Origin of the sequence: Streptomyces parvus, from assembly GCF_032121415.1 — a bacterium.
GTDB classification, from domain to species: domain Bacteria; phylum Actinomycetota; class Actinomycetes; order Streptomycetales; family Streptomycetaceae; genus Streptomyces; species Streptomyces globisporus_A.
On record NZ_CP135079.1, the window covers coordinates 6,214,671 to 6,238,257 of the forward strand.

Consider the following 23,587-nt stretch of genomic DNA (forward strand, 5'->3'; position numbering starts at 1 on the left):
CCCTCAGGGCTCCAGCAGGGGAAGGGCACGCCGGGACGGGTCCGGCACGACGAGCCCGTCCGGCGGCGTGCCCGTGCCGTACCCGGCCGGTATCCGCTCCAGGACACCGCCGGCGAACACGTCGTACAGCGGCAGCGACTCCAGATGCACATAGCCGATGTGGCAGTCGCACACGGCGAGCGGACACGCCCGCGGGCCGAGCGCCCGCCGGTAGCTGCCGTCGTAGAGATTGCCCAGCTCCGCCTTGACGAAGTGACAGCGCCGCACCGTACCGTCCCCGTCCACCGAGATCACCGACTCGCCCGTCCGGCAGGGCAGTCCCGCCGAGTGGTGCGGATCGCGGCTGTAGGGGAACAGCGGATCCAGCTCCGTCCAGCGCGCCGCCTCCTCATCGGTGTACGAGCGCCCCTCGGCGGCGTTCACCCAGAGATAGACCGCGTCCGGCAGCTGGGCCCGCAGCCGCCGCGCCTCGTCGAGATGCTCGTCGAACCCCACCACCCCCACGCTGTAGCGGATGCCCTTCGCCGACAGGTCCCGGCATTTGCCCAGAAAACGGTCGTACGGGGTCTGCCCGGGGTGGTACGTGCACCAGAGCGCGATCCGCTCCGGATCGGCGTCCGCCAGCCAGTCGGTGCGGCCGCTCAGGTTCGTCTGGATCGCGACCCGGTTCATGTGCGGAAGGCGCGACAGCTCGGTCAGCGCCCGCCGGTACCAGGAGCGCACCAGCCCCTCACCCCACGGTGTGAACAGCACCGACAGCCGGTCGCCGCTCTGCGCCGCGGCCCAGCCGGTGAACCGCTCCAGCGCCTCCCGGTCAGCCGTGAGCTGGGCGCGGCTGTCCCGCCGCTTGGCGAACGGACAGTAGGGGCAGTCGTAGTCGCAGGAGGCGAGCGGTCCCCGGTAGAGAATCGTCAGGTCCATCTCCGGCTCACTTCCGCTCGTACGCGGCCATCGCCGCCCGCACCCCGGGGGAGAACAGCGCGGGACCCAGCGCGTCGGAGTGGGCGAGGCCGGACGGGGACAGCCTGAGGAGACCGTCCGGCGCCGACGTGTCCAGCCAGCCCCGCCGCGCGAACCCCGCCAGCTCGGCCGGGAAGTCCGCGGCCGGATCGGTGCCGAAGCGGGCCCGGTACTCCGCCACCGGCAGCCCCGCCGCCTGGAGCAGCGACTGCAGCAGATGCCGCCGGCGTGCCTCGTCCGCGTCGACGTACCGGCCGACCTCGGCGCGGGAGAAGTCCTCGGTGGCGGTGAAGTCGTCGATGATCGACCGGATCTCCCGCATGTCCACCGCGTAGTCGAAGGAGTAGTGGAGGGCGGAGGTGTACGAACGGGCACCGCAGCCCAGGCCGATCATGCCGTCGGTCTGGCAGGCGTAATCCTCCGGGCCCTCCTGCTCACGCGGGGCGTCGGTCCGCCGGAACATCCGCATCGACACCTGCTCGTAGCCGTGCGCCACCAGATGGTCCCGCCCCACCGCGTAAAGCCGCAGCCGCTGCTCGTCCCAGGCGGCGTCCTCCAGTGCCCGCGCCGTGGGGCCGGTCACGGTCGGCCCGAGGCGGTGCAGGCCGGTGAGCGGGCGCACGTACAGCGGATAGAGATACAGCTCCTCCGGCCGCCAGGCCAGTGCCGCGTCCAGCGAGGCGAGCCAGCTGCGCTCGGTCTGCCCCTCGATGCCGTAGATCAGGTCGACGTTCAGCACGGGGATCCGGGCATCACGGATCCGGCCGAGCGCCGCTTCCACGTCGGCGCGGCGCTGCGGACGGACGGCAGCCCTGGCCTCCTCGTCCACGAAGCTCTGCACGCCGATGCTGATCCTGGTCGTGCCCCGGTCGGCCAGCACCGCCAGCCGGTCGGCGGTGGCGGTGGACGGTGAGGTCTCCACGGACAACGGGACCGCGCTCAGCTCGGCACCCATCCGCTTCTCGGCTATGTCGCAGAGCCGCTCCAGCTCGCCCGCCGTCAGAAACGTCGGAGTCCCGCCGCCGAACGCCGCCGCCGCGAACCGCACCGGCTCCTGGTCGCCCAGCGCCTCCCGCACCGCCAGGGCCTGCCGGTCCAGCGCGTCCAGATAGCGCGTCGTCAGCTCATCGGGCGCGCCGATCCGGGTGAAGAGATTGCAGAAGCCGCACCGGACCTCGCAGAACGGTATGTGGAGATAGAGGGAGAGCGCGTCCTTCGGCTCCGCCGCCCAGAGCGACCGCAGGGCCGGGCGGTCCGCCAGCGGCCGGTAGGCCGTCTTGTGCGGATAGGCGTAGACGTAACTCTCGTACGGCCGGAGGGCGGGCGGCGCCGGAGTGCTGGTGGTGATCGTCATCGGGCGGCCTCCGGCCCCGGCGCTGCGGGTGGTTCGAGGAAGAAGTGGGCGTAGGGGACGGTCCAGACGGCCGGGTGGCCGAGCCGGTGACCGGTGTAGCCGTCGTCGCCGTAGGCGGTGCCGTGGTCGGAGCAGACGATCGCGAAGCACCGGCGGCGGCTGCTCGCGGCGGCGAAGAGCCGGCCGATGTGCCGGTCCACATACTCCAGGGCCGCCGCGTGCGTGGCCCGGGAGTCGCCCGCCGCGCGGGTCGCGCCGGGCAGATGGAACCAATTCGGCTGGTGCAGGGCGGACACGTTGACGAAGAGGAACAGCCGCTGTTCCCGGGGGAGCGCCGCGACGACCTCCTCCGCCCGCGCCACCTGCTCCTCGAACGAGGTCGGTGAGGCGACGCCGAAGCCGGGCTCCCAGTGGCTCTCCTGGAACATGCCGGGCAGCACCGAACCGAGTGGCCCCTGACGGTTGAAGAAGCCGACCCCGCCGATACACAACGTGCGATATCCCTCGGCGGCCAGCCCCGACACCAGATCGGGCGTGTCGAACACGAACGTGCCGTCCGCCGTCGTCTCACTGCCCGCGAACCGCGCCGCGAAGAGCCGGGGATGCGGCCCGGGGGAGGCGGGCGTCGGCAGGAACCCGGCGAACATCGCCTGGTGCGAGGCGTAGGTGAAGCTGCCCGGGGCGTGCCGCTCCTCCCAGCCGCCGCCGGGCAGATGCCGGGCGAGGTTGGGGATGCGTCCGGCGGCCGCCAGCTCTACGGCGACATCGTGGCGCAGGGTGTCCAGGGTGACCAGCAACAGGTCGTGGCTGCCCACGACGTCGCCCATGTCGGGCCGGTCGGGCCCGGCGGGCGCGGGAAAGACGGCGGGGTCAGCAAGCGGTGACGGCACGGTGGTTCCTTGCTCGGTCCAGTACGGCGGCGACCTGCGCCGCATAGGTGTCCAGGCCCTCGGCGCCGCTGCCCGGCAGACCGGTCAGTCCGGGCAGCAGATCGCCGAAGGCGTTGACCTCGCCGACGGCGAAGCGCCGCCAGCCGGCCGTGGGCAGGAGGTCGACACCCACACAGGGCGTCCCGGGGAAGCAGGCCGCCGCCCGCTCGCACATCGCCAGCGCCTCACGCCAGCAGCCGCCCGCCGCCGCCACGGCTCCCCGGACCTCGTCGAGGTCACCACGCGCGCCGCCGAGATGCAGATTGGTCATGGGGCTCGTGCTCGTCCGCACCACGGCGTGGGTCGCCCGGCCGCCGACCACCACGATCCGCAGGTCCGCGGCCCGACCGCGCTGCGACGCCTTCGGGAGCCAGCGCTCGATGTGCAGCCCGTCCGGGGCCAGCGCGTCCACGACGGCGCCGACCTCCCGTTCCGAGGTGTAGCGCCTGACCCGCAGTGAGTTGAACAGCCGCCCCGACGCGTCCCGTTCCACCGATGTGCTCGCCCGGACCCGGCCGGGACCCGCCGTCTCCACCGCCAGCACCCCCGAGGCGGAGGAGCCGTGCGCGAGCTTCACGAACGCCCGGGGCATGCGGTGCTCACGCAGCAGCTCCCGTACGTCGGACCAGCCGCGCACCAAGGTCCCCGCCGGTCCTGAAGTCGGCGAAGCGGGCACGGGGACCCCCGCCCGGTCGAGCAGCCCGTGGCACAGCCGCTTGTCGAAGAGCACGGCGATGTCGGCGGGGGAGCCCAGCACCTCGGCGCCCGCTGCGGACGCCGCACCGGCCACCGCCTCCACCGCCGCGGTGAAGTGGGCATACCACCGGGCCGAGCCCTCCACCCGGGTCGGGTCGTCGACCCCGCGGAGCAGCCGGTCCACCTCGGCGTCCTCACCGGGCGAATCGATCCGCACGCTCTCGCCGGGAGCGAACGCCGCGTCCCCGCGCAGCACCTGGAGCCAGGGCACCACCCGGGCAGCGGGCAGACCGGCGGACCTCACGGCCTCCTCGAAGAAGGCGACCCGCCGGTTGTCCGGGTTGCCGACGACGGCGAAGCGCGGCTCCCGGCCGCCCCCGCCGCTACTCGCTGACCGCGACATAGCGTTCCGGTTCGTCGTCCTCGTCGTCCGGGTCGGCGTAGTCCTCCTCGGCCTCGCCGCCCTCGACCACGGCCGGGGCGCAGGCGGCTCTGATGCGGTCCAGCACCGGCTCCGTGAGGTAGTGATGGCGCAGGTCGAGTGTGGACAGGTGGTTCAGGGGCTGGCCGTTGAGCAGGGCCTCGCCGCCCGTGTCGCTCAGGGTGCCCATGGACAGCGCCAGAGTCTCCAGCTGGGCGACGACGGGAGCGGACCCCAGGGCAAGGGCGATCTCGTCCTGGATCTCGCTGTTCTGCAGTCCGAGGTGGCGCAGCCGGGGGAACACGCCGCCCGACAGGAGCGGCCGGATGTCGTCGACCGTGGCGTCGCCGCCGTACCACGAACTGCCGAACCACAGGTCCAGGCGCTCCAGCGCGGGCAGTTCGCTCGCGGCGACGGCCCGCACCAGCGCGCCGGGCAGCCCGCCGGACTCGAAGCGCAGCGACTTCAGCGCCGTATGACGCAGGGGGAACATGGCGAGCCCCGCCTGGCCGCAGCCGCGCACGGCGAACTCCTCCAGCGAGGGCAGCGCTTCGAGCACGGGGGTGATGTCGCACATGCGCAGCCAGGACACCTCGCACTCCTCACTCACCACATCGGCGAGGAAGAGCCCGCGCAGCGCCGGGAAGCGCGGCGCGTCGTTGACGAGTAGGTCTCTCACCTCGTCGAACGGCGTGTAGTCCCCACGCCACCAGGGGCCGATGACGAGCGCCCGGACCCGCGTCGTGTCCACCGTGTCGACGAACTGGCCCCACAGGGTGGTGAAGTCGGTGTCCTCGTCGTCGTACGAGCACTCCAGCCGCCAGGCCACGGTGTCGGGGGCGGGCAGGGGGCCGGCCGACGGCGCCGGGGTGTGGACCGGCAACCCGTGGAAGCGGTCGAAGTGCTGAATGCCGATGTATGTCATGTCGCCCTACTCCGATACGGCGGTGTAGCGGCCCTCGGCGCCCCGGTCGCCCCACGGCTCGCACTTCTCCGAGAGGTCGACCCGGACCCCGTGCGGCTCCAGAGCGGAACGGACCCGCTCCTCCATGGCCTCGCTGAGGAAGTGGTGGTGGAGATCGAGGAGTTCCAGGTGGGTCAGCGGCTGCCCTTCGAGCAGGGCGGCCGCCCCCTCGTCGCCCAGCGTCCCGTTCGACAGGTCGAGCACCCGCAGCTGGGCGACGAGGGGAGCCGAGGCGATGGCCGAGGCGATCTCGTTCTGGATCTCGCTGTTGCGCAGGCCCAGGTGGTTCAGCCGGGGGAAGCGGGTGCCGGAGAGCAGCGGAGCGAGGTCGGCGACATCGGTATCGCCCTCGTAGGCGGACACCCCGAGCCAGAGGTCCAGCCGTTCCAGCGAGGGCAGTTCGCTGTCCAGCACCCCGCGCACCACCTCGACCGGCAGCCCGCCCGCCTGGATCGTCAGCGACCGCAGCCGCTCGTGCTTCGTCGGCGGGAACACGAGATCCGAGCCGCCGCGCACCCCGAGCTCGGTCAGCGCCGGGAAGGCGGCCAGCAGCGCCGTGACATCCGACTGCTGGATCCAGGTGATCTCGGCCTCCTCCGCCTCCAGATCACCGACGAACACCGCCTCCAGCGAGGTCAGCCGGCCGGCGGCGGCGATCACCAGGTCGATCGGCACGGAGGAGTTCTCCTCGTAGGCCTCGCCCCACTGACCGATGATCAGGGCCCGGACCCCGGCCGGGTCGACCGCATCCAGGAAGTGGGCGAACTCCTCCTCCCAGGGCCGGTCCCGGCCTTCGTCGCCGCCGTACGGATCGACGAAGACGCGCCAGGCCGCGGCGTCCGCGGCGGGTCGGGAGCCCCCGTCGGTCGTGTGCTGGAAGTCGACGGCCGGAAGGCCGCCGAACTCGTGCAGATGCTGCGCACCGTACATGGCCCTGAGCTCCTGATCCTGGGGACGGCTGTTGTTCGCAAGGTCTATCAAGCCGCACTGACAACGCCGCGACCGGGACCCGTCCACGGCCGTGGCCGGGCGCCGTTGTCAGACCCTGCCCGTAGCGTTTTCCGCAGGGTCGGCACAGCGGGTGCCGCGACGAGGGGAGACGTCCGTGTACCGGCAGGGCGACGTACTGATCATGGAGCTGGACGAGTCGGCGGTGCCCGCCCCCTTCCTGGAGGCCCCGGGCGAACTGCGCGACGGGCGGGGGCGACTGGTGCTCGCGCTGGGTGAGGTCACCGGACACGCGCACGCCGTGCAGGGCCCCGGCCGGCTCATCAGGGAAGCGGGCCGGTTCGGCCCGATGCTGCTCCATCTCCCCGAGGGCGGCCGGGTGGTGCACGAGGAGCACGCGGTGATCCCGCTGCCCAAGGGCTGGTTCCGCGTCGTGCGCCAGCGGGAGTACGCACCGGGTGCGGTCCGCATCGTGGCGGACTGACCGTTCCGCCGTGCCGGAGCACGCACGGACATCCAGAGCGAGCACAGCCTTCCAGAACAGATCGAGCACAGCAGGGGACGGGGACAACCGATGCAGAACGTGAATTCCTGGCGGAGCGTGGCGGCGGCGACCGGCCGGGCGGACCGGGCGGCGGCCGAGGCCGGGGTCCGGCGCGCCTACCGCACCGCCGGACTGGCCGGGCCGGACCGGATCATCTGGGCCGCATCGCCCCGGGCCGCCGTCGGGACGGTGGAGAAGCTGACCGACGCCGGACGGTCGGTGCGCGAGGAGGTCCGCACCCGCCCCTGGGCGGACGAGCGCCGCCGGATGTACGACGAGCTGGGCCCGGCCGGCTGGTCGGCGCTCTGGTCCGCCACCGGAGCCCAGCTGTGGGAGACCACGGCCGCGCTCGCCGAACGGATACGGACCGGAATCGTCGCCGACCTGGCGCCCCGGCCCCAGGACGAGGAGGCCGTGCGGCTGGTGCTCCTGGACGCGGTGCTCGGCCAGCACGACGCCGCTTGGCTCGCAGCCTTCGACGGGCAGGGCGACCGGCTCGCGGGCCTCGCCGAGGTGGCCCGCAACGCCGGCTGGTGGTGGCCCTACGAGAACGCCGTGGTCATCACCGAGCGGCCCGACGTCCTCCACCGCGACGAGGCGGGCCGGCTCGACCACGGGGAGGGGCCGGCACTCGCGTACGGGGACGGGTTCGCCCTGCACGCCTGGCGCGGCATGCCCGTGCCCGCCGCGTTCCTGGACGAGCTGCCCTCCCTCACCCCGGAGCGGATCCGCGCCGAGGAGAACGCGGAGCTGCGCCGCGTGATGCTGGAGTACTACGGCTACGACCGGTATCTCACCGAGTCGGGCGCCGAGCCCGTCCACCGCGACGAGACGGGCATCCTCTGGCGCATCGCCCTCGACGGCGACGAGGACGTGGTGATGGTCGAGGTGGTCAACTCCACTCCCGAGCCGGACGGCACGTACCGCACCTACTGGCTGCGCGTGCCGCCCACCACCTGGACCGCCAAGGACGGGGTGGCCTGGACGTTCGGGCTGGAGGGGGCGGCCTACGCACCGGTGCGCCAGACCTGACCCGGAGGCCGGTCAGTCCCGGCCGGGGGCCGGCGGCGGTGAAGGGGCCGGGCGGTCAGCCGTCGGCCGGGGGGCGGTCAAGGGGCCGGCGACCGGCGCACCGGCCAGATCGGCGAGGTCGACGCCCAGCTCGCGGGCGAGCGCCTCGTCGGTCCACCGCAGCATCATGGTCCGGGAGAGCGGACCCGCGTACGACGTCGTCTGCACCGCCATCCCGTCCAGCAGGGCGGTCAGCCGCCAGGCCGCCGACCGGGGATCCTCGCACCGGAACTCTCCGGCGGCGGCGCCCTCCTCGATGACCTGGGCCAGCTCCGTCTTCCACTGCTGGTCGAGGTCGCCCGCGACCTCACGGAGGGCGGGGTCGCGCAGCGAGGCGGCCCAGCCCTCGATCCACAGCCGCCAGCCCTTGGCCGTTCCCGTCGGCGCGTACCATCGCACGGCCGCCCGCAGTCGGCGTACGGCGGTGGTGCGGCGGGCCAGCAGCTTGCGGAGGTGGGCGAGATCGGCCTCTGCCGCGTACGCGAACGCCGCCGCGACCAGCTTCTCCTTAGTCGAGAAGTGGTAGAGGACGAGCGCGTTGCTCACGCCCAGCACCGAGGCCACATCGGCGATCCGCACGGACGAGACCCCGCGGGCCTCGATCTGCTCGACCGCGGCGCGCAGCAGCTCCTCGCGGCGCTCCGCCACGTTCAACCGGACTCTTGCCACCCGGACACCCTAACGAATGGGCCAGGTCAGCGGCGGCACGGACGAGCGCCGGTGACCGGCGGCGACCTGGGAAACGGACGTTCACCAGGAGGACGTAACGGGGGCCCACGGATGTGACAGGACCGGGTCGGGGACCGGAATCCTCCGGCCTGCCCGGACGTTGCCTTGTGCATGACGCGAATCGAACCGGCTCAGGAAGCGCTGCTCCGTCTCCTCGGCGAGCAGGACGGCGGTGTTCTGGTCACCCTGAAGCAGGACGGACGCCCCCAGCTGTCCAACGTCAATCACGCCTTCTACCCCGAGGAACAGGTGGTCCGCGTCTCGGTCACCGAGGGCCGGGCCAAGACCCGTAACCTGCGGCGCGACCCCCGGGCGAGCTACCACGTCACGAGCGACGACCGCTGGGCGTGGACCGTCGCCGACGGAACCGCCGAGCTGACCCCGCCCGCCGAGGCGCCCGACGACGCCACTGTGGAGGCCCTGATCACGCTCTACCGGGATGTCAGGGGCGAGCACCCCGACTGGGACGACTACCGGCGGGTCATGGTCGAGGACCGCCGGGTGCTGCTCACCCTGCACATCGACCACGTCTACGGGCAGCCGCGTGGCTGACGCCCCCGTCGGCCGGGCCGGCTGCCCCGTTCAGCATCTTCTGGTCGCCCTGTCGTACGGGCCGACCATAATGAAACGACACCGACTCCCCCAGGAGATGTTGTGACCGGCGCTGACTACCTGCTTCCGCTCCGCACGAAACTGCGCTCGATGCGCACCGAGTCCTTCGGGGCCGATCCGGCCGGAGCGCGGATGGAGCGCATCCGCCGCTCGCCCCATTTCGTCGACGGTGCGTTCCAGAACCCGGTGGGGGCCCGGATCAGGCCCTCCGGGTCCACCGTCGAATTCGCCAAGACCTATGTCCAGAAGGAGCAGCGGGCCCTGAGGACGCCGAACGGCTCCGTGCCCGTCCACCCCACCACGCTCGCCGATCTGGCCGTACCGCCCGTCAGCGGGCTCCGGCTGACCTGGATGGGCCATTCCAGCGTGCTGGCGGAGATCGACGGCCGACGGATCCTGTTCGACCCGGTCTGGGGCGAGCGCTGCTCCCCGTTCCCGTTCGCCGGACCCAAGCGGCTGCACCCCGCTCCGCTGTCGCTGGCCGCGCTCGGACCCGTCGACGTGGTCGTGATCTCCCACGACCACTACGACCACCTCGACCTGCCGACGATCCGCGCCCTGGCCGGCACCGACGCGGTCTTCGCCGTGCCGCTCGGCGTCGGAGCCCATCTGGAGCGCTGGGGTGTGCCCGCCGCCCGGATGCACGAGCTCGACTGGAACGAGACCGCGACGGTCGGCGGTACCAGCCTCACCGCCACCCCCGCACGCCACTTCTGCGGGCGCGGGCTGCGCAACGGGCAGCACACCCTCTGGGCGTCCTGGGTCGTCGCGGGTGCGGAGCACCGGATCTACCACAGCGGGGACACCGGCTATTTCCCCGGCTTCCGGGACATCGGCGCCGAGCACGGCCCCTTCGACGCCACCATGATCCAGATCGGTGCGTACTCGGAGTACTGGCCGGACATCCACATGACCCCCGCCGAAGGCATGCGGGCCCACCTGGACCTCCAGGGCGGCCGCCCGCACGGCGTGCTGCTCCCCATCCACTGGGGCACGTTCAACCTGGCGCCGCACGCCTGGGCGGAGCCGGGCGAGTGGACCAAGGACGCCGGTGAGGAGGCGGACCAGCCCGTGGCGTTCCCCCGCCCGGGCGAGCCGTTCGAGCCGGCCGGGATCCTGCCCGTGGAGCCCTGGTGGCGGGCCCTGTCGCCCGTGCTCGCCCGCCCGTGGCGCCTTTCCGGGGAACAGACCGGTTCCGGCCGCGGCCCCGCACCGGCGGCGCGGGGCGATCTCGACCTCGCCGGGGAGCGCTGACCGCGCGCAGGACCAACGGTCGGGGCCGCCGCCGGGATCGCCCGGCGGCGGCCCTTCGGCGCGCAGACTCAGCAGAGCCGGGACACCGCGTAGGCCTCGATCGCGTCCCGCTGGTACTCCGCCAGGCCCGGCGCGATGGCCTCGTACGCCGCGCGCCAGTCCTCGTTCTCCGCACAGGAGCGCCCGATCGCCCGGTACTCCTCGGCCGACACGGCGTGCAGGGAGGTGAGCGCCCGGTACTGCGCGTCGATCTCCGCCCGCACGGGCTCCGCGTCCGCAGGGGTGCCGCCGACCATGTGCTCGGCCAGCCGGATCATCAGCGCCGTGCGTTCGCGCTGCCCCGCCTCGGCCTCGGCCGGGGTCATGGCGGCCGCCCGTCGGCCCGCCTCCCCGGCGAGCCCGGGGAATTCGCGCAGATTGGCCTCGTACTGAGCGGGCTGAATGCCCTCGAACAGGTTCTCCGGTCGGTTGATCGCGGTCATGGCCCTGCCGTCCCTTCTTGACTGTTCCAGCTCGGCGATCGTGCGGGAGACGGTCCCGGCCAGGGCGTCCAGCCGGTCCCGCTCGGCGAGCAGCCGTCGGTGGTGGCCCCGCAGGGCCTCCACCGTGTCGACCTGGTCGGCGAGGACTCTGCCGATCTCCGGCAGCCCGACGCCCAGTTCCCGCAGCACGAGGATCTGCTGCAGCAGCAGAAGCTGGTGCTCCTCGTAGTAGCGGTGGCCGTTGGGGCCGATCCGGGCCGGCGGCAGCAGACCGATCTCGTCGTAGTGCCGCAGGGTCCGGGCGGTCACCCCCGACATGCGGGCGACCTCGGAGATCGGCCAGTCCATCGCCACTTCCTCGCTCCTTACGAGCACTCCCTCACGAGTGCCTCACCAGGCCGGATTCTCCGGCCCTGGTCATGACCGTAGAAGCTGCCGCAGCGGCAACTTCAAGCCCGGATCCGCGCCGGTCGGGCTCAGTACCGCCCTCCACGACGGTGAGGGAGAGGCCGACCTCGATACTCGCCGGTGCCGGTTCGGGTTCCGGCGGAGACACGTTCGGGCGCAGCGCGGCGTCGACGTCCTTGCCCCGAGGCCACGGACGGCCACGTGGAGGGCGTCGCGCAACGAACGTCGTCCCGTACGCGTCTCATCGAGCATGAACGATCTCCCTGAGGGCCCCGTCACCTCCTTCGACTCCGACGACTCGGAGGACGCGGAGGTGCGGCCCGGACCCCTCCGGCGCCATGCGGTCTGGGCCGTAGCCGTCACCACCGCTGGTGTGGCGCTGGGATGGGTGGGCGCGCTCTTCCGCATCGGGCCGGAGGAGTTCGGCCTGCCGCCCGCCGCTCCGGGAGCGCTCTGGCCCTATCTGCTCGCCTGGGCCGCGATCGGTCTGGCGCTGGCAGCCATCCTGCGCTCCGTGGCCGCCAAGGTGCCCGTCCACGAACCGGAGACGGCCGCCATCGGCGTCGTCATGATCGGTACGCGGCTGTCCCTCGGCTGGCGGCCGGAGCCCCTCGAAGTCGCCGGTCTCGCGGCCGCCGGACTGCTGCTCGTGGCCGTCTGGTGCGCCGTCGCCCTGCGTGGGGCGGCCGTCGTACGGCGGAGCGAGGAGGTCCCCCGCCCCCGGGGAACCGCCTAGGACACGCCGACGGCGGGGCCGGGGGCCGGGCCCGGCGCGCAGGGCACACTGGGGCAGCCCCCGCATCCGCGTACGAGAAGGAGCCTCCCGTGGCACTCACCCGTGAAGAGCGCGAACAGTTCCTCGCCGAACCCCATGTCGCCGCCCTGGCCGTCGCCTCGGGGAGCGGTGACCGGGCCCCGCTCACCGTGCCCATCTGGTACGAGTACGAAGCCGGCGGCGACGTCCGGATCCTCACCGGCCGCACCTCGCGCAAGGCCGAACTGATCGCCGCGGCGGGCCGGTTCACGCTCCTCGTCGACCGGCTGGAGCCGACCGTCCGGTACGTCTCGGTCGAGGGACCCGTCGTCGACACCCGCCCCGCGACGCGCGCCGACCTGGAGCAGGTGTCGGCGCGCTACCTCCCGGCGGAGAAGGTCGCCGGTTACGTGGACTTCTCCTGGGAGAACCACGGCGAGCAGGTCGTGATCACCCTGCGCCCCGAACGCTGGGTCAGTTCGGACCTCGGCCAGGTCTGATCCCCGACCGCGCGTGTGGCGGAGTCGACCTGAGGGAGGCGTGCCCCACGCACTCCTGGACTCTCGATGACATACGCGGCCTCGGCGGCGCCACTGCCACGGGCCACCGGTGCCAACAGCGGCTTCGGTGCGGTGACCGCTCTCGTGCTGGCACCCGCCCGAAGCCGCACCGTGCCCAGGACCCCTTCATGGCAAGGGCGTTGTGGGACGAGTCGGCCCGGCTGACCGGGCGGGACGCCGATGCCGTCCGACGCGCCTCGGGGGGCCGAAAACAAGTCGCGCGGCCCCGGAGCGCGTTGGTAGGAAAGAGCGATGGGCACTGATGCGCTGGATCCCCTGGACCGCCTGGATCTCGTGGGCCGTCTGATCGCCGAGCGTGACTGCGAGCGGTTGATCGTCGAGTTCGTCCATCGGCTCGATCTGGGTGAACCCGGCGATGTGGCCGATCTGTTCACCCCGGACGGGTGGTGGGAATGGGCCGCGGGGGACCGGCGGATCGAGGGCAGGGAGGCCCTGCGCGCCTACTTCGCCGGCCGTCCCGCCGACCGGCTCTCGCGCCGCCTGTGCACCAACATCCTGGTGACCCTGACGTCCGCCGCGACCGCGACCGCGAGCACGTACTTCACGACGTTCCGCGTGGACGGCCACACCGGCGGCATGCTGCCGCCGCGCCTCCCCGTTCAGGTCGGGCGCTACGAGGACACCTTCCGCAAGGTCGACGCCCGGTGGCTCCTTGCCGGGCGGGAGCTCTTCCTCGACTTCGCCGGGCCGACCGAACGGCTGAGTCCGGCGGACGACCGTCCCGGGGCCTGACGCCCCCACCTCACGCCCGGTGCCCGGCAGGCGGACCTGCCGGGCACCGGGCGTCGTACGGGAGGGCGTACCGGGGCGTCAGACCGCCGGGGCCGGGTAGGTCGGGTACTCCACGCCGGAGACGTGCTGGACGACCCGGATGACCTGGCACGAGTAGCCGAACTCGTTGTCGTACCAGAGGTAGAGGATCGCGTTGTCGCCGTCGACCTTGGTCGCGCCCGCGTCGACGATCGAGGCGTGGCGCGAGCCGATGAAGTCGCTGGAGACCGCGTCGGGCGCGCTGATGAAGTCGATCTGGCGCTTGAGCGGCGAGGCCAGCGACACATTGCGGAGGTAGTCGAGGACCTCCTCGCGGGTGGTCTCCCGCTCCAGCCGCAGGCTGAGGATGGCGATCGAGACGTCCGGCACCGGGACGCGGATCGAACTGCCGGTGATCGGCGCCTTCAGCTCGGGCAGCGCCTTGGCCACGGCCGACGCGGCCCCGGTCTCGGTGATGACCATGTTGAGCGCCGCCGAACGGCCACGACGGTCGGAACCGTGGTAGTTGTCCAGAAGGTTCTGGTCGTTGGTGTACGAGTGGACGGTCTCCACGTGCCCGCGCAGAACGCCGTACTCGTCCGCCATCGCCTTCAGCGGCGGGACGATCGCGTTGGTCGTGCAGGACGCGCAGGACAGGATCTGCTCGTCCGGCTTGACCGTGTCGTGGTTGACGCCGTGCACGATGTTCGGGACGTCGCCCTTGCCCGGCGCGGTGAGCACGACCTTGGCGATGCCCGGCTGGAGGTGCTTGGAGAGGCCTTCGCGGTCCCGCCACCGGCCGGTGTTGTCGATCAGGATGGCGTCCTTGATGCCGTACGCCGTGTAGTCGACCGTCGTCGGGTCGTCCGAGTAGATGACCTGGATCTCGTTGCCGTTGGCGATGATCTTGTTGTTCGCCTCGTCGACGGTGATCGTGCCCTGGAACTGGCCGTGGATCGAGTCGCGCCGCAGCAGCGAGGCGCGCTTGACGATGTCCTGGCCGGAGCCCTTGCGGACGACGATGGCCCGCAGGCGCAGGCCGTTGCCCGAACCGGCCTTCTCGATGAGCAGGCGGGCGATGAGCCGGCCGATGCGACCGAAGCCGTAGAGCACCACGTCACGCGAGGCGCGGCGCTCGATCTTGTTGTCGCCCGTCGCCCCGGCGACGGCCTCCGCGGTGAACTCCTCGACGGAGAGTCCGCGCTCGTCGGCCCGGTAGGTGGCGGCCAGCATGCCTATGTCGATCTGGGACGGGCCGAGATCGAGCGTCGTCAGAGCCTTGAGGAAGGGCATCGTCTCGGTGACCGAGAGCTCCTCGCCCGCGATCTGCCGGGCGAAGCGGTGCGTCTTGAGGATGCTGACCACCGACTTGTTCACCAGGGAGCGGCTGTGCAGCAGGACGTTCACGTCCTGCTCGCGGTGCAGCTTCCCGATGATCGGGATCATCGACTCCGCGATCTCCTCGCGGTGCATCCAGTTGGTGAACGAGTCGTCATTGACAGTCACAAGTTTATCTTTCGAGCTAGGCGGCGCTCATATGGTAACCGGCCGCCTTCCTGCCCCTTCGGGGGGTGCCCTGCCTGCGGGTGAACCCCGGGCCGGAGCCGCGCAATCGGGCGCGCGTGCGAGGGCTCATACCAGAGTGGGACGGATGGCGGGCAAGTTCGACAACTGCCCGTCGCGCATACGTCATTGACGACTACCGTGTGTGCTCGGTGATCAACGGTGGGCTCATAACGTTCGGGCCTGCCCGACCGATGACCCGCGCCTGACCGACCACCGTAGGGGCCACCGCATGGACGCCGGCACGACCGCCGATCCCCGGTGCCCCCTGTACCGAGGACGCTGATGTCTCAACTTCGCGCACCCGACGCGCGACCGGACCGCCGTGAGGGCGGGCGGCACGGCCGCCCCGGCGCGCGCGGCCACTCGGCCCCGAGCCGGCCGCGCGCCGCAGGGCCTTCCCCCGACGCCCGCATCCGCCCCCAGCTGCTGCGGACCGCGCTGCTCCCGGCCGTCGCCGCGGTGCTCAGCGGCGCCGCAGCGGTCATCTTCACCGTCCGCGCCGGAGGCGTCGGCTCCTCGCCCAGCCTCTGGGCTGCGCTCGGCGGATCGGGGGCCCTGGCGGTCGCCGCCGTCGCGGCCGCCTACCTCGGCGCAAACCGCATGGCGGGCCAGGTGCTCGACCGGGCCCTCGCGCTCCGGCGGGCCAGCGCCCAGGGCCGGGCCGAGCTGCAACGCGTGGTGGAACAGCTCCGCAACGGAGAGCCCGTCGCCGCGCGGCGGCCGGCGCCACCCCCCACGCCCGGGGCCGACGCCTTCGACCTGCTCGGACAGGAGATGGCCCGGGCCCAGGAAGCCTCCGTAGCCGCCGTCGTCCAGGCCTCCCAGCTCTTCAGCAGCGCCGGCAACGAACAGAAGGTCGAGGTCTTCGTCAACCTCGCGCGACGTCTGCAATCCCTCGTCCACCGCGAGATCCAGATCCTCGACGAGCTGGAGCACGAGGTCGAGGACCCCGACCTCCTCAAGGGCCTCTTCCAGGTCGACCACCTCGCCACCCGGATCCGCCGCCACGCGGAGAACCTCGCCGTCCTCGGCGGGGCCGTCTCCCGGCGCCAGTGGAGCAACCCCGTCACCATGACGGAGGTGCTCCGCTCGGCCATCGCCGAGGTCGAGCAGTACCCCCGGGTCAAGCTGGTCCCGCCGATGGACGGCACCCTGCGCGGCCACGCCGTCGCCGACGTCATCCACCTGCTGGCCGAGCTGGTCGAGAACGCCACGGTGTTCTCCGCCCCCCACACCCAGGTGCTGCTGCGCGTCCAGCAGGTCACCGCCGGGCTCGCCCTGGAGGTGGAGGACCGCGGTCTCGGGATGCCGGACCACGAGCAGAAGCGGATGAACGCCCTGCTCTCCGACCCCGACCAGGTCAATGTCGCGCATCTGCTCCAGGACGGCCGGATCGGCCTGTTCGTCGTCTCGGCCCTCGCCCGCCGCCACGGCATCGCCGTCCGCCTCCAGAGCAACATCTACGGCGGCACGCAAGCGGTGCTGGTCCTTCCCCAGTCGCTGCTCGGGGCCGATCCCGACGCGCCGCCGTCGCCCGACGCCGTGCCCGTACCGCCCCCCGGCGCCGTGCACCGGCCGCCCGTCGAGGCCGGGAGCCCCGCCGCTCCACCGCGGGGCGGCACCTCCCGCGCCGCGGCCCCGGCCCGGACATCGAGGGACCAGGCTTCCGCCGCCCAACCGTCGCCCCAGGCGCCCGGCCCCGCGCGGAACGGACGTCCCGGGCCGCCCGCGGGCGAGGCCCCGCCCCTCCCGCTGCGCGCCGAGCGCGTCGACCGGCCGACACCGTCCGCCTCCCCGCCCGAGCGCGGGGACCCGTCCGCAGCGGCCGTCCACGAGCGCGACGACCGGCCGGCCCCGGCCGCCGCATCCGAGCGCGACCACGCGGCTCCCTCTCCCGCCCGGCCGGAACTGCCCAAGCGGACGAACCAGGAAAGCCTCGTCCCGCAGCTTCGCGAGGCACCCGCCCCGCGTGTGGAGGACGAGCACGCCCTGCACGACCCCGGCCTGATGGCCGCCTTCCGGCGCGGCGTCGACCTCGCCGAAGCCCAGACCGCCGAGGAGGAGGGCCCCGAGAGCGGATACGGCAACCCCCGCGGCGCCACCGGTACCGGGGGGCAGACGGCGCTCGACGCCCCTCTGGAATCTCTCTCACCCCTCCCCGTACGCGGAACCACCGGACCGCACGACCGGCCGGGTCCGGCCCGGGCGTCGCGGCCGGACCACGCGCTGCCCGTGAGCGGTCTGCCCGTACCGGACAGCTACCCGCCCGACGCGTACCCGCACGACACCGCCGCGTACCCGCGCGGCAGCTACGCCGAAGGCGCCCCCGACCGCGGCACGGGCGAGCCCGGAGCGATCACGGCCGAACCCTTCCTGCCGGGCCAGGCCGTCCCGGAACCCCGCAAAGACACCACCTTCAAGGAGTAGAAACCATGACGAGCGATATGCCGTCCGGTCAGGTCTCGGACCTGGACTGGCTGCTGAGCGGGCTGGTCCAGCGCGTGCCCTACACGCGCAGCGCGGTCCTGCTCTCCGCCGACGGGCTGGTGAAATCCGTGCACGGCATGGACCCCGACAGCGCCGACCACATGGCGGCCCTGGCCGCCGGTCTGTACTCGCTGGGCCGCAGCGCCGGCGCCCGGTTCGGGGACAACGGCGACGTCCGGCAGGTGGTCGTCGAACTGGACTCCACGCTCCTGTTCGTCTCCACCGCCGGATCCGGCACCTGTCTCGCCGTCCTTTCCGGGCGCGAGGCGGACGCCGCGGTGCTCGGTTACGAGATGGCGATGCTGGTCAAGAGCGTCCGTCCCTATCTGACGACCCCGCTGCGGCAGCCGGCCGGCGCGCCGTTCACCCCGGGGATCTGAGGATGCCGGCCCCGCAGGACGGGCCCCTGCTCGACGACGCGGCCGGCCGGCTGATCCGCCCGTACACGATCAGCAACGGCCGGACCCGGCCGTCCACCGCGTTCGACCTGCTGTCCCTGATCATGGCCACGGGCATCGAGCCGGACATCCCGCTCGGCCCGGAACACACCGTCGCCCTCGGCCTGTGCGAAGGGCCGATGTCCGTCGCCGAGATCGCCGCACACCTCCGGCTGCCCGCGGTCGTCGCCAAGGTCATCCTCTCCGACCTGGTCGCCTGCGGCGCGGTCACCGCGCACGCTCCCGCTTTCCACGACATGCCCACCGACCGATCCCTGCTGGAGGCAGTGCTCGATGGTTTACGACGACAGCTCTGACCGCACCGGAACCGCCGAGTTCTTTCCCGTGGCCCTCAAGGTGCTGGTCGCCGGAGGATTCGGCGTCGGCAAGACGACGTTCGTGGGCGCGGTCAGCGAGATCGCTCCGCTCTCCACCGAGGAGTTGCTGACCCAGAGCAGTGTGGGCACGGACAACCTGGAAGGGGTCGAGTCCAAGACGGCCACCACCGTCGCCATGGACTTCGGCCGGATCACCCTCTCCGAGCAGCACGTGCTCTACCTGTTCGGCACACCGGGCCAGGAACGCTTCTGGTTCATGTGGGACGAACTCTCCCAGGGCGCGCTCGGAGCCGTGGTACTGGCCGACACCCGGCGGCTCGCCGAATGCTTCGGCGCGGTGGACTTCTTCGAACGGCGCGGCATCGGATTCATCGTCGCCGTGAACGAGTTCGACGGCGCCTACCGCTACGAGCCGGACGAGATCCGCGCCGCGCTCGACCTCGGGCCCGAGGTGCCCGTCGTCCTGTGCGACGCCCGGATCGCCAGCTCCGGCACGGGCGCCCTCGTCACCCTGGTCCAGCACCTCATCAACGCCACCTCGGCGCCCGCCCCACTCCAGACGTTCGGAGCCCACCTGTGACATCCTTCGCCACCGGCCGGATGCTCCTCACGCCCACCGACCGGCACGGCCCGGCCCGCGCCAAGCGGCTGCGCAAACTGGACCTCGGCGAACGCCCCGACGCCTCCTACGACAACTTCGACGCCTTCGCCGACAAGGTGGCCGAAGTCACCGCCACGCCCTTCTCGATGGTCAACTTCATCGACGAGAACCGCCAGTTCTTCGCGGGACTGCACACCCCGGCGGGCAACCGCGGTGGCCGGGACCTCGGTTCGGCCGCGGCGGGCAGCAACCGCAGCAGCCGCTACATGGCCCGCGACCACGGCTACTGCCCGCACGTCCTCGTCCGGCGCAAGGCCCTCGTCCTCGACGACGTCTGCGACTACCCACGCTTCGCGGGCAATCCGGTGGTGGACGACATAGGCATCCGCTCCTACCTCGGGGCGCCGCTGATCGACCGCACCGGCATCGCGCTGGGCACCGTCTGTGCCGTCGACACCGTGCCACGCCCCTGGGGGCGGGCCGGCCTCGACACCATCAAGTCGCTCGCCCATGAACTCGTCCGCCAGATCGACGACCGGGAGGGCCACCGCGCCGTCTGACACCGCCGCCCTGCCCGTCAGCGCGGCGCGGGCGATCAACCCCCGGGCGGCGCACCGGTACTGCCCCGAAGGACCACGTTCCCCTCGATCCGCAGCACCCGGGAACGCCCCGCCCTCGACGGCGTCCGCAGGGCGAGGGCGATCACCTGCTCGCCCATCTCCGTGAGCGGCAGCGCCACCGTGGTCAGCGGCGGCGACACCTCCCGTACGACGGGGATGTCGTCGAACCCCGCGAGCGACATGTCCTCGGGGACGCGCACACCGGCCTCCCGCAGCGCGGCCAGCGCGCCTACCGCCATGACATCGGTCACGGCGAACACACAGGTCGGCCGCGAGCCCTCGGCGGCCAGCAGCTGACGGGCCGCCGCGTGCCCGCCCTCCCGGGTGAACGCGCCCCGCACCACCCGTCGAAGGGTGATGCCCGCGGCGGCGAGCCCCTCGCGGAAACCCGCCAACCGGTCGGCCACCGTGGTCAGTTCGGGCGGACCGCTGAGCACCGCGAAGTCCCGGTGCCCCAGCGCCACCAGCGAGGCCGCCAACGCCGCCGCCCCGGCCCGGTTCTCCGGCTGGACGGTGTCCACCCGCATGGACCGGTGCCGGCTGACCACCGCGACCCGGCCGCCCGCCCGGACGTACGGCTCCAACTCGGCTTCCATCGCCCGCTCCCAGGCCCGGTCCTGGAAGCCGGAGCCGATCAGCAGGATGGCCCGCGCCCGCTGGGCCCGCAGCATCGAGACGTACGCGATCTCCCGCGCCGGTTCCCGGAAGGTGGAGGCGAGCATCACCAGCAGGTCCTGCTCGGCGGCCGCGCGCATCACCCCGCTGGCGATGCCCGCGAAGTACGGGTCGCCCACGTCGTGGCAGATCAGCCCCACCGTACGGTTGCCCTCGGCGCTCGCGAGGGCCTGGGCATGGGCGTTGGGGATGTAGCCGAGGAGATCGGCCGCCGCGCGCACCCGGCCGCGCAGGTCGTCGCGGACCCGGGTGGTGCCGTTGAGGGCCCGGGACGCGGTGGCGAGCGAGACGCCCGCCTCGCGCGCCACCGCGTCGAGCGTCACATGGGCGGCGGACGCCCGCCGTCGCGTATCGGGGTGGACCGGTGTTTCCCGTTCACTCAACTCGACCCCCAGGGGTGCGGTGGTGGCAGGGCCCCGAAACTTCGGGACGACCTCTTGACCGTGCGCGGGAGCAGTCATTAGCGTGGCGGCACCTTACCAGAAAGCGCTTTCTGAAAGCGCCTTCACGAACAGCCCGCAGCATCGCAGCATTGCACAGCTCTCCACAACTGCCCCCGAAGTTCAGGGAGTTCACCGTGAGCCAGAGCGCGCTCAGCAAGCGCCCCGCCGATGTGGCGGGGGTCGCCCGCAGGGCCGGTCCCACGACCGGGGAGCGGCTCGCCCGCGCGGCGGAACAGAGCTGGCGGCCCCTCGCCCTGCTGCTGGCCGCCCTGGTGGTCTGGTGGGCGATCGCGGCCACCGAGCTGATCGAGGCCTATCTCGTGCCGTCGCCCGGTGCGACGCTCGACGTCCTGACCTCGAAAACCGGTTATCTCTGGCAGCACACCTGGGTGACGACGTACGAGACGCTCCTCGGTTTCGCCATCGCGGTCGTCGTCGGGGTGCTGGCCGCGGTGGTGATGGTCTACTCCTCGACGGTCGAGCGCACGCTCTACCCGATCCTGCTCTTCGCCCAGGTCGTGCCGAAGATCGCCATCGCCCCGCTGTTCGTCGTGTGGCTCGGGTTCGGTATCGCGCCCAAGATCCTCATCGCCGTGCTCATCGCCTTCTTCCCGGTGGTGATCTCGATGGTCACCGGACTCAAGGCCGTCGATCCGGAGATGCTCCAACTGTCCGCCACGATGGGGGCGAAGCCCTGGCAGACCTTCGTGAAGATCCGCTTCCCCGCGTCCCTGCCGCATCTGTTCTCCGGACTCAAGGTGGCCGTCACACTCGCGGTGACCGGTGCGGTGGTCGGCGAGTTCGTCGGAGCGAACGAAGGGCTCGGCTACGTCATCCTCCAGGCCAACGGCAACCTCGACACACCGATGCTCTTCGCGGGGCTGCTGGTGATGTCGCTGATCGGCGTCGTGCTGTTCGTCGTCGTCGAGATCGCCGAGAAGCTGCTCCTGCCGTGGCACGCCAGCCGCCGGGACACCTCGGCCACCACCGCGTTCTGAACCACGCACCGACCTCCTCGTGAGAAGGGCCAGCCCATGCATGCGCGCAGACTCCTGATCGGTGTCGTACCCCTCGTCCTCCTCGCCACCGCCTGCGGCGGCGAGGACACGTCGACCAGCACCAGCGACTCCGGCAAGAAGCTGGACAAGGTCACGCTGACGCTCAACTGGTATCCGTACGGCGAGCACGCGCCGTTCTACTACGGCAAGCAGCAGAAGATCTTCGAGAAGCACGGCATCGACCTGGACATCCGCGCGGGCCAGGGCTCCCAGAAGACGGTCCAGGCGACGGCCGCCGGGCAGAGTGACTTCGGCTGGGCCGACACCCCGGCCCTGCTCGCGGGCGTCGACCAGGGGGTGAAGGTGAAGAGCCTCGGTGTCTTCCTCCAGACGACCCCGGCCTCCGTGCAGTCCTTCGACGCGAAGGGCATCGAGGGGCCCGGCGATCTGAAGGGGCGGACGATCGCGGGGACGGCCGGGGACGCGCTGTCCAAGACCTTCCCGATCTTCCTGAAGAAGAACGGCATCGGGGAGTCCGACGTCACCGTCCAGAACACCGACCCGGCGGGCAAGATCGCCGCGGTGATCTCCGGAAAGACCGACGGCCTCCTGGGCTACGCAAGCGACCAGGGCCCGACCATGCAGGACAAGGCGGAGAAGCCGGTCTCCTACCTCCGCTTCTCCGAGCACGGCCTGAACTTCTACTCCAACGGGCTGCTCGCCGGACAGAGGATCCTCGCCTCGAAGCCCGCGGTGGCGGAGCGCATGGTGAAGGCGGTCAGCGAGGCCTGGGCGGCCGCCGCGAAGGCGCCCGAGCCGGCGGTGGCGGCGATGGAGGGGGCGTCCGAGCAACTGCCGCCGAAAACGGTGCTGTCCGAGCAGTTCGCGACGACGCTGACGCTGCTCCACACGGCGGCGACCGAGGGCAAGGCGCCCGGCGTCAACACCGAGGCGGACTGGCAGCAGACCATCGACGTCTTTGCCGAGGCCGGCATGGTCACCGAGCCGAAGGCCGTCGGTGAGTACTGGGACACGAAGACGGCGCTGAAGGGATGACGATGCCGAAGCAGCAGACGACACCGCGCGTTCCGGCCGCCGCAGGGGCGGGCCCGGCGGCCGGGGTCCGGCTCACGGACGTGGCGGTCCGGTTCCGGAGCAAGAAGCGCGATGTCACCGCGCTCAGCGATGTCTCGCTGGACGTGGCGCCGGGGGAGTTCGTCGCCATCGTCGGACCGTCGGGGTGCGGCAAGTCCACCCTGCTCAAGCTGGTGGCAGGTCTGCTCACCGCCTCCTCGGGGGATGTCCTGCTCGGTGGCGAGCGCGTCACCGGTCCCCGGCACGACATCGGTTACGTCTTCCAGCGCGCGGCCCTGCTGGAGTGGCGCTCGGCGCAGCGCAACATCCTGCTCCAGGCCGAGATCCGCCGCATGGAACCGGCCGTGGCGCGGGGCCGGGCCGACGAGCTGATCCGGATGACCGGACTGGGCGGATTCGAGGACGCCTACCCGCACGAGCTCTCCGGCGGCATGCAGCAACGCGTCGCGCTCTGCCGGGCGTTGCTGCACGAACCGCCGGTCCTCCTGATGGACGAGCCCTTCGGGGCGCTGGACGCCCTCACCCGCGAGCAGATGAACACCGAGCTGAACCGCATCTGGCGCACCACCGGCACCACGGTCCTGCTGGTCACCCACTCCATCTCGGAGGCCGTCTACCTGGCCGACCGGGTGGTGGTGATGAGCCCGCGCCCCGGCACCGTCACGGAGATCATCGAGGTGGGCCTGCCCGCCGAGCGCGACTACAGCGAGACGCTGGGCCGCCCGGAGTTCCGGGCGGCGGCGGCACACATCCGCGACTTGCTGGGGGCGGTGTCCGCGCACGACTGAGGGCGATTCGCGGTGGGGGTGTCGGTCCCGGGCAGGGCCTCCTGCCCGGGACCTTCGCGTTACGGGGTCCAACGAAAGCGCC

25 protein-coding genes are annotated in these 23,587 nt (G+C 72.1%); 15 read left to right on the forward strand and 10 right to left on the reverse strand.

Going from position 1 to position 23,587, the window contains the following annotated elements; all coding sequences use genetic code 11:
• Positions 1-3 precede the first annotated feature (3 nt).
• From RNL97_RS28910 to RNL97_RS28935, 6 genes are read right to left on the reverse strand one after another with little or no spacing between them, the layout of a single operon-like run.
• Positions 4-921 (reverse strand): STM4011 family radical SAM protein, encoded by a 918-nt coding sequence (locus RNL97_RS28910; protein WP_313751375.1) that lies wholly within the window; start codon positions 919-921, stop codon positions 4-6.
• 7 nt (positions 922-928) lie between these two features.
• On the reverse strand, positions 929-2,314 hold the full coding sequence (locus tag RNL97_RS28915) for an STM4012 family radical SAM protein (RefSeq protein WP_313751376.1): 1,386 nt from the start codon (positions 2,312-2,314) through the stop codon (positions 929-931).
• Complete coding sequence (locus RNL97_RS28920) at positions 2,311-3,141, reverse strand: STM4013/SEN3800 family hydrolase (protein WP_030582347.1); 831 nt, start codon at positions 3,139-3,141, stop codon at positions 2,311-2,313. The genes RNL97_RS28915 and RNL97_RS28920 overlap by 4 nt, the downstream gene beginning before the upstream one ends.
• A gap of 43 nt (positions 3,142-3,184) precedes the next feature.
• Positions 3,185-4,342, reverse strand: a complete 1,158-nt coding sequence (locus tag RNL97_RS28925; RefSeq protein ID WP_030582344.1) for an STM4014 family protein — start codon at positions 4,340-4,342, stop codon at positions 3,185-3,187.
• Entirely contained in the window at positions 4,323-5,285 is a 963-nt protein-coding gene (locus RNL97_RS28930; RefSeq protein WP_030582341.1) for an STM4015 family protein, read from the reverse strand. Before RNL97_RS28930 ends, RNL97_RS28925 begins: the two co-directional genes overlap by 20 nt.
• A gap of 6 nt (positions 5,286-5,291) precedes the next feature.
• Entirely contained in the window at positions 5,292-6,254 is a 963-nt protein-coding gene (locus RNL97_RS28935; protein WP_030582338.1) for an STM4015 family protein, read from the reverse strand.
• Positions 6,255-6,429: 175 nt separating this feature from the next.
• Between RNL97_RS28935 and RNL97_RS28940 the strand changes: the two genes are divergently transcribed.
• Both RNL97_RS28940 and RNL97_RS28945 read left to right on the forward strand, forming a co-directional pair.
• Complete coding sequence (locus tag RNL97_RS28940) at positions 6,430-6,756, forward strand: hypothetical protein (RefSeq protein ID WP_030582335.1); 327 nt, start codon at positions 6,430-6,432, stop codon at positions 6,754-6,756.
• A gap of 90 nt (positions 6,757-6,846) precedes the next feature.
• Positions 6,847-7,848 (forward strand): DUF6745 domain-containing protein, encoded by a 1,002-nt coding sequence (locus tag RNL97_RS28945; protein WP_030582333.1) that lies wholly within the window; start codon positions 6,847-6,849, stop codon positions 7,846-7,848.
• A 12-nt stretch (positions 7,849-7,860) separates the two neighbouring features.
• Here RNL97_RS28945 and RNL97_RS28950 read toward each other — a convergent pair whose 3' ends face one another.
• Positions 7,861-8,556, reverse strand: a complete 696-nt coding sequence (locus RNL97_RS28950; protein WP_050500032.1) for a TetR/AcrR family transcriptional regulator — start codon at positions 8,554-8,556, stop codon at positions 7,861-7,863.
• Between the two features lie 171 nt (positions 8,557-8,727).
• On the opposite strand from RNL97_RS28950, the gene RNL97_RS28955 reads away from it, so the two are divergent.
• Both RNL97_RS28955 and RNL97_RS28960 read left to right on the forward strand, forming a co-directional pair.
• Complete coding sequence (locus tag RNL97_RS28955) at positions 8,728-9,168, forward strand: PPOX class F420-dependent oxidoreductase (RefSeq protein WP_030582329.1); 441 nt, start codon at positions 8,728-8,730, stop codon at positions 9,166-9,168.
• A gap of 102 nt (positions 9,169-9,270) precedes the next feature.
• Positions 9,271-10,482, forward strand: a complete 1,212-nt coding sequence (locus RNL97_RS28960) for an MBL fold metallo-hydrolase (RefSeq protein ID WP_313751377.1) — start codon at positions 9,271-9,273, stop codon at positions 10,480-10,482.
• A 68-nt stretch (positions 10,483-10,550) separates the two neighbouring features.
• Here the strand turns inward: RNL97_RS28960 and RNL97_RS28965 are convergent, their stop codons facing one another.
• Positions 10,551-11,312 carry a MerR family transcriptional regulator gene (locus RNL97_RS28965; protein ID WP_030582324.1) on the reverse strand — a complete coding sequence of 254 codons (762 nt, stop codon included), beginning with the start codon at positions 11,310-11,312 and terminating at the stop codon, positions 10,551-10,553.
• 310 nt (positions 11,313-11,622) lie between these two features.
• On the opposite strand from RNL97_RS28965, the gene RNL97_RS28970 reads away from it, so the two are divergent.
• The 3 genes from RNL97_RS28970 (at position 11,623) to RNL97_RS28980 (ending at position 13,439) form a co-directional block, all read left to right on the forward strand.
• Positions 11,623-12,108 carry a hypothetical protein gene (locus tag RNL97_RS28970; protein ID WP_030582322.1) on the forward strand — a complete coding sequence of 162 codons (486 nt, stop codon included), beginning with the start codon at positions 11,623-11,625 and terminating at the stop codon, positions 12,106-12,108.
• An 89-nt stretch (positions 12,109-12,197) separates the two neighbouring features.
• On the forward strand, positions 12,198-12,626 hold the full coding sequence (locus RNL97_RS28975; RefSeq protein ID WP_030582320.1) for a pyridoxamine 5'-phosphate oxidase family protein: 429 nt from the start codon (positions 12,198-12,200) through the stop codon (positions 12,624-12,626).
• Between the two features lie 312 nt (positions 12,627-12,938).
• Positions 12,939-13,439 carry a nuclear transport factor 2 family protein gene (locus RNL97_RS28980; protein WP_313751378.1) on the forward strand — a complete coding sequence of 167 codons (501 nt, stop codon included), beginning with the start codon at positions 12,939-12,941 and terminating at the stop codon, positions 13,437-13,439.
• A gap of 78 nt (positions 13,440-13,517) precedes the next feature.
• Here RNL97_RS28980 and RNL97_RS28985 read toward each other — a convergent pair whose 3' ends face one another.
• Positions 13,518-14,963 carry a glyceraldehyde-3-phosphate dehydrogenase gene (locus RNL97_RS28985; protein WP_030582315.1) on the reverse strand — a complete coding sequence of 482 codons (1,446 nt, stop codon included), beginning with the start codon at positions 14,961-14,963 and terminating at the stop codon, positions 13,518-13,520.
• A 342-nt stretch (positions 14,964-15,305) separates the two neighbouring features.
• On the opposite strand from RNL97_RS28985, the gene RNL97_RS28990 reads away from it, so the two are divergent.
• The 5 genes from RNL97_RS28990 to RNL97_RS29010 are packed head-to-tail and all read left to right on the forward strand — an operon-like array spanning position 15,306 to position 19,446.
• Positions 15,306-17,450: a sensor histidine kinase gene (locus RNL97_RS28990; RefSeq protein WP_313751379.1), complete on the forward strand. Its 2,145-nt coding sequence runs from the start codon at positions 15,306-15,308 to the stop codon at positions 17,448-17,450.
• A gap of 5 nt (positions 17,451-17,455) precedes the next feature.
• The gene (locus tag RNL97_RS28995; protein ID WP_030582309.1) at positions 17,456-17,890 is read left to right on the forward strand and encodes a roadblock/LC7 domain-containing protein; all 435 of its coding nucleotides are present in this window, start codon (positions 17,456-17,458) and stop codon (positions 17,888-17,890) included.
• Between the two features lie 2 nt (positions 17,891-17,892).
• Positions 17,893-18,264 carry a DUF742 domain-containing protein gene (locus RNL97_RS29000; RefSeq protein WP_030076475.1) on the forward strand — a complete coding sequence of 124 codons (372 nt, stop codon included), beginning with the start codon at positions 17,893-17,895 and terminating at the stop codon, positions 18,262-18,264.
• Entirely contained in the window at positions 18,242-18,865 is a 624-nt protein-coding gene (locus RNL97_RS29005) for a GTP-binding protein (protein ID WP_030582304.1), read from the forward strand. Before RNL97_RS29000 ends, RNL97_RS29005 begins: the two co-directional genes overlap by 23 nt.
• Positions 18,862-19,446 (forward strand): GAF domain-containing protein, encoded by a 585-nt coding sequence (locus RNL97_RS29010; protein WP_030582301.1) that lies wholly within the window; start codon positions 18,862-18,864, stop codon positions 19,444-19,446. Before RNL97_RS29005 ends, RNL97_RS29010 begins: the two co-directional genes overlap by 4 nt.
• Positions 19,447-19,481: 35 nt before the next feature.
• Here the strand turns inward: RNL97_RS29010 and RNL97_RS29015 are convergent, their stop codons facing one another.
• The gene (locus RNL97_RS29015) at positions 19,482-20,504 is read right to left on the reverse strand and encodes a LacI family DNA-binding transcriptional regulator (RefSeq protein ID WP_030582298.1); all 1,023 of its coding nucleotides are present in this window, start codon (positions 20,502-20,504) and stop codon (positions 19,482-19,484) included.
• A gap of 254 nt (positions 20,505-20,758) precedes the next feature.
• Here RNL97_RS29015 and RNL97_RS29020 point away from each other — a divergent pair, with 254 nt between their 5' ends.
• From RNL97_RS29020 to RNL97_RS29030, 3 genes are read left to right on the forward strand one after another with little or no spacing between them, the layout of a single operon-like run.
• Complete coding sequence (locus tag RNL97_RS29020; RefSeq protein ID WP_030582294.1) at positions 20,759-21,622, forward strand: ABC transporter permease; 864 nt, start codon at positions 20,759-20,761, stop codon at positions 21,620-21,622.
• Between the two features lie 36 nt (positions 21,623-21,658).
• Positions 21,659-22,678, forward strand: coding sequence for an ABC transporter substrate-binding protein (locus RNL97_RS29025; protein ID WP_030582291.1), 1,020 nt, complete (start codon positions 21,659-21,661; stop codon positions 22,676-22,678).
• Positions 22,675-23,505, forward strand: a complete 831-nt coding sequence (locus RNL97_RS29030) for an ABC transporter ATP-binding protein (RefSeq protein WP_030582288.1) — start codon at positions 22,675-22,677, stop codon at positions 23,503-23,505. Before RNL97_RS29025 ends, RNL97_RS29030 begins: the two co-directional genes overlap by 4 nt.
• Positions 23,506-23,587: the final 82 nt, after the last annotated feature.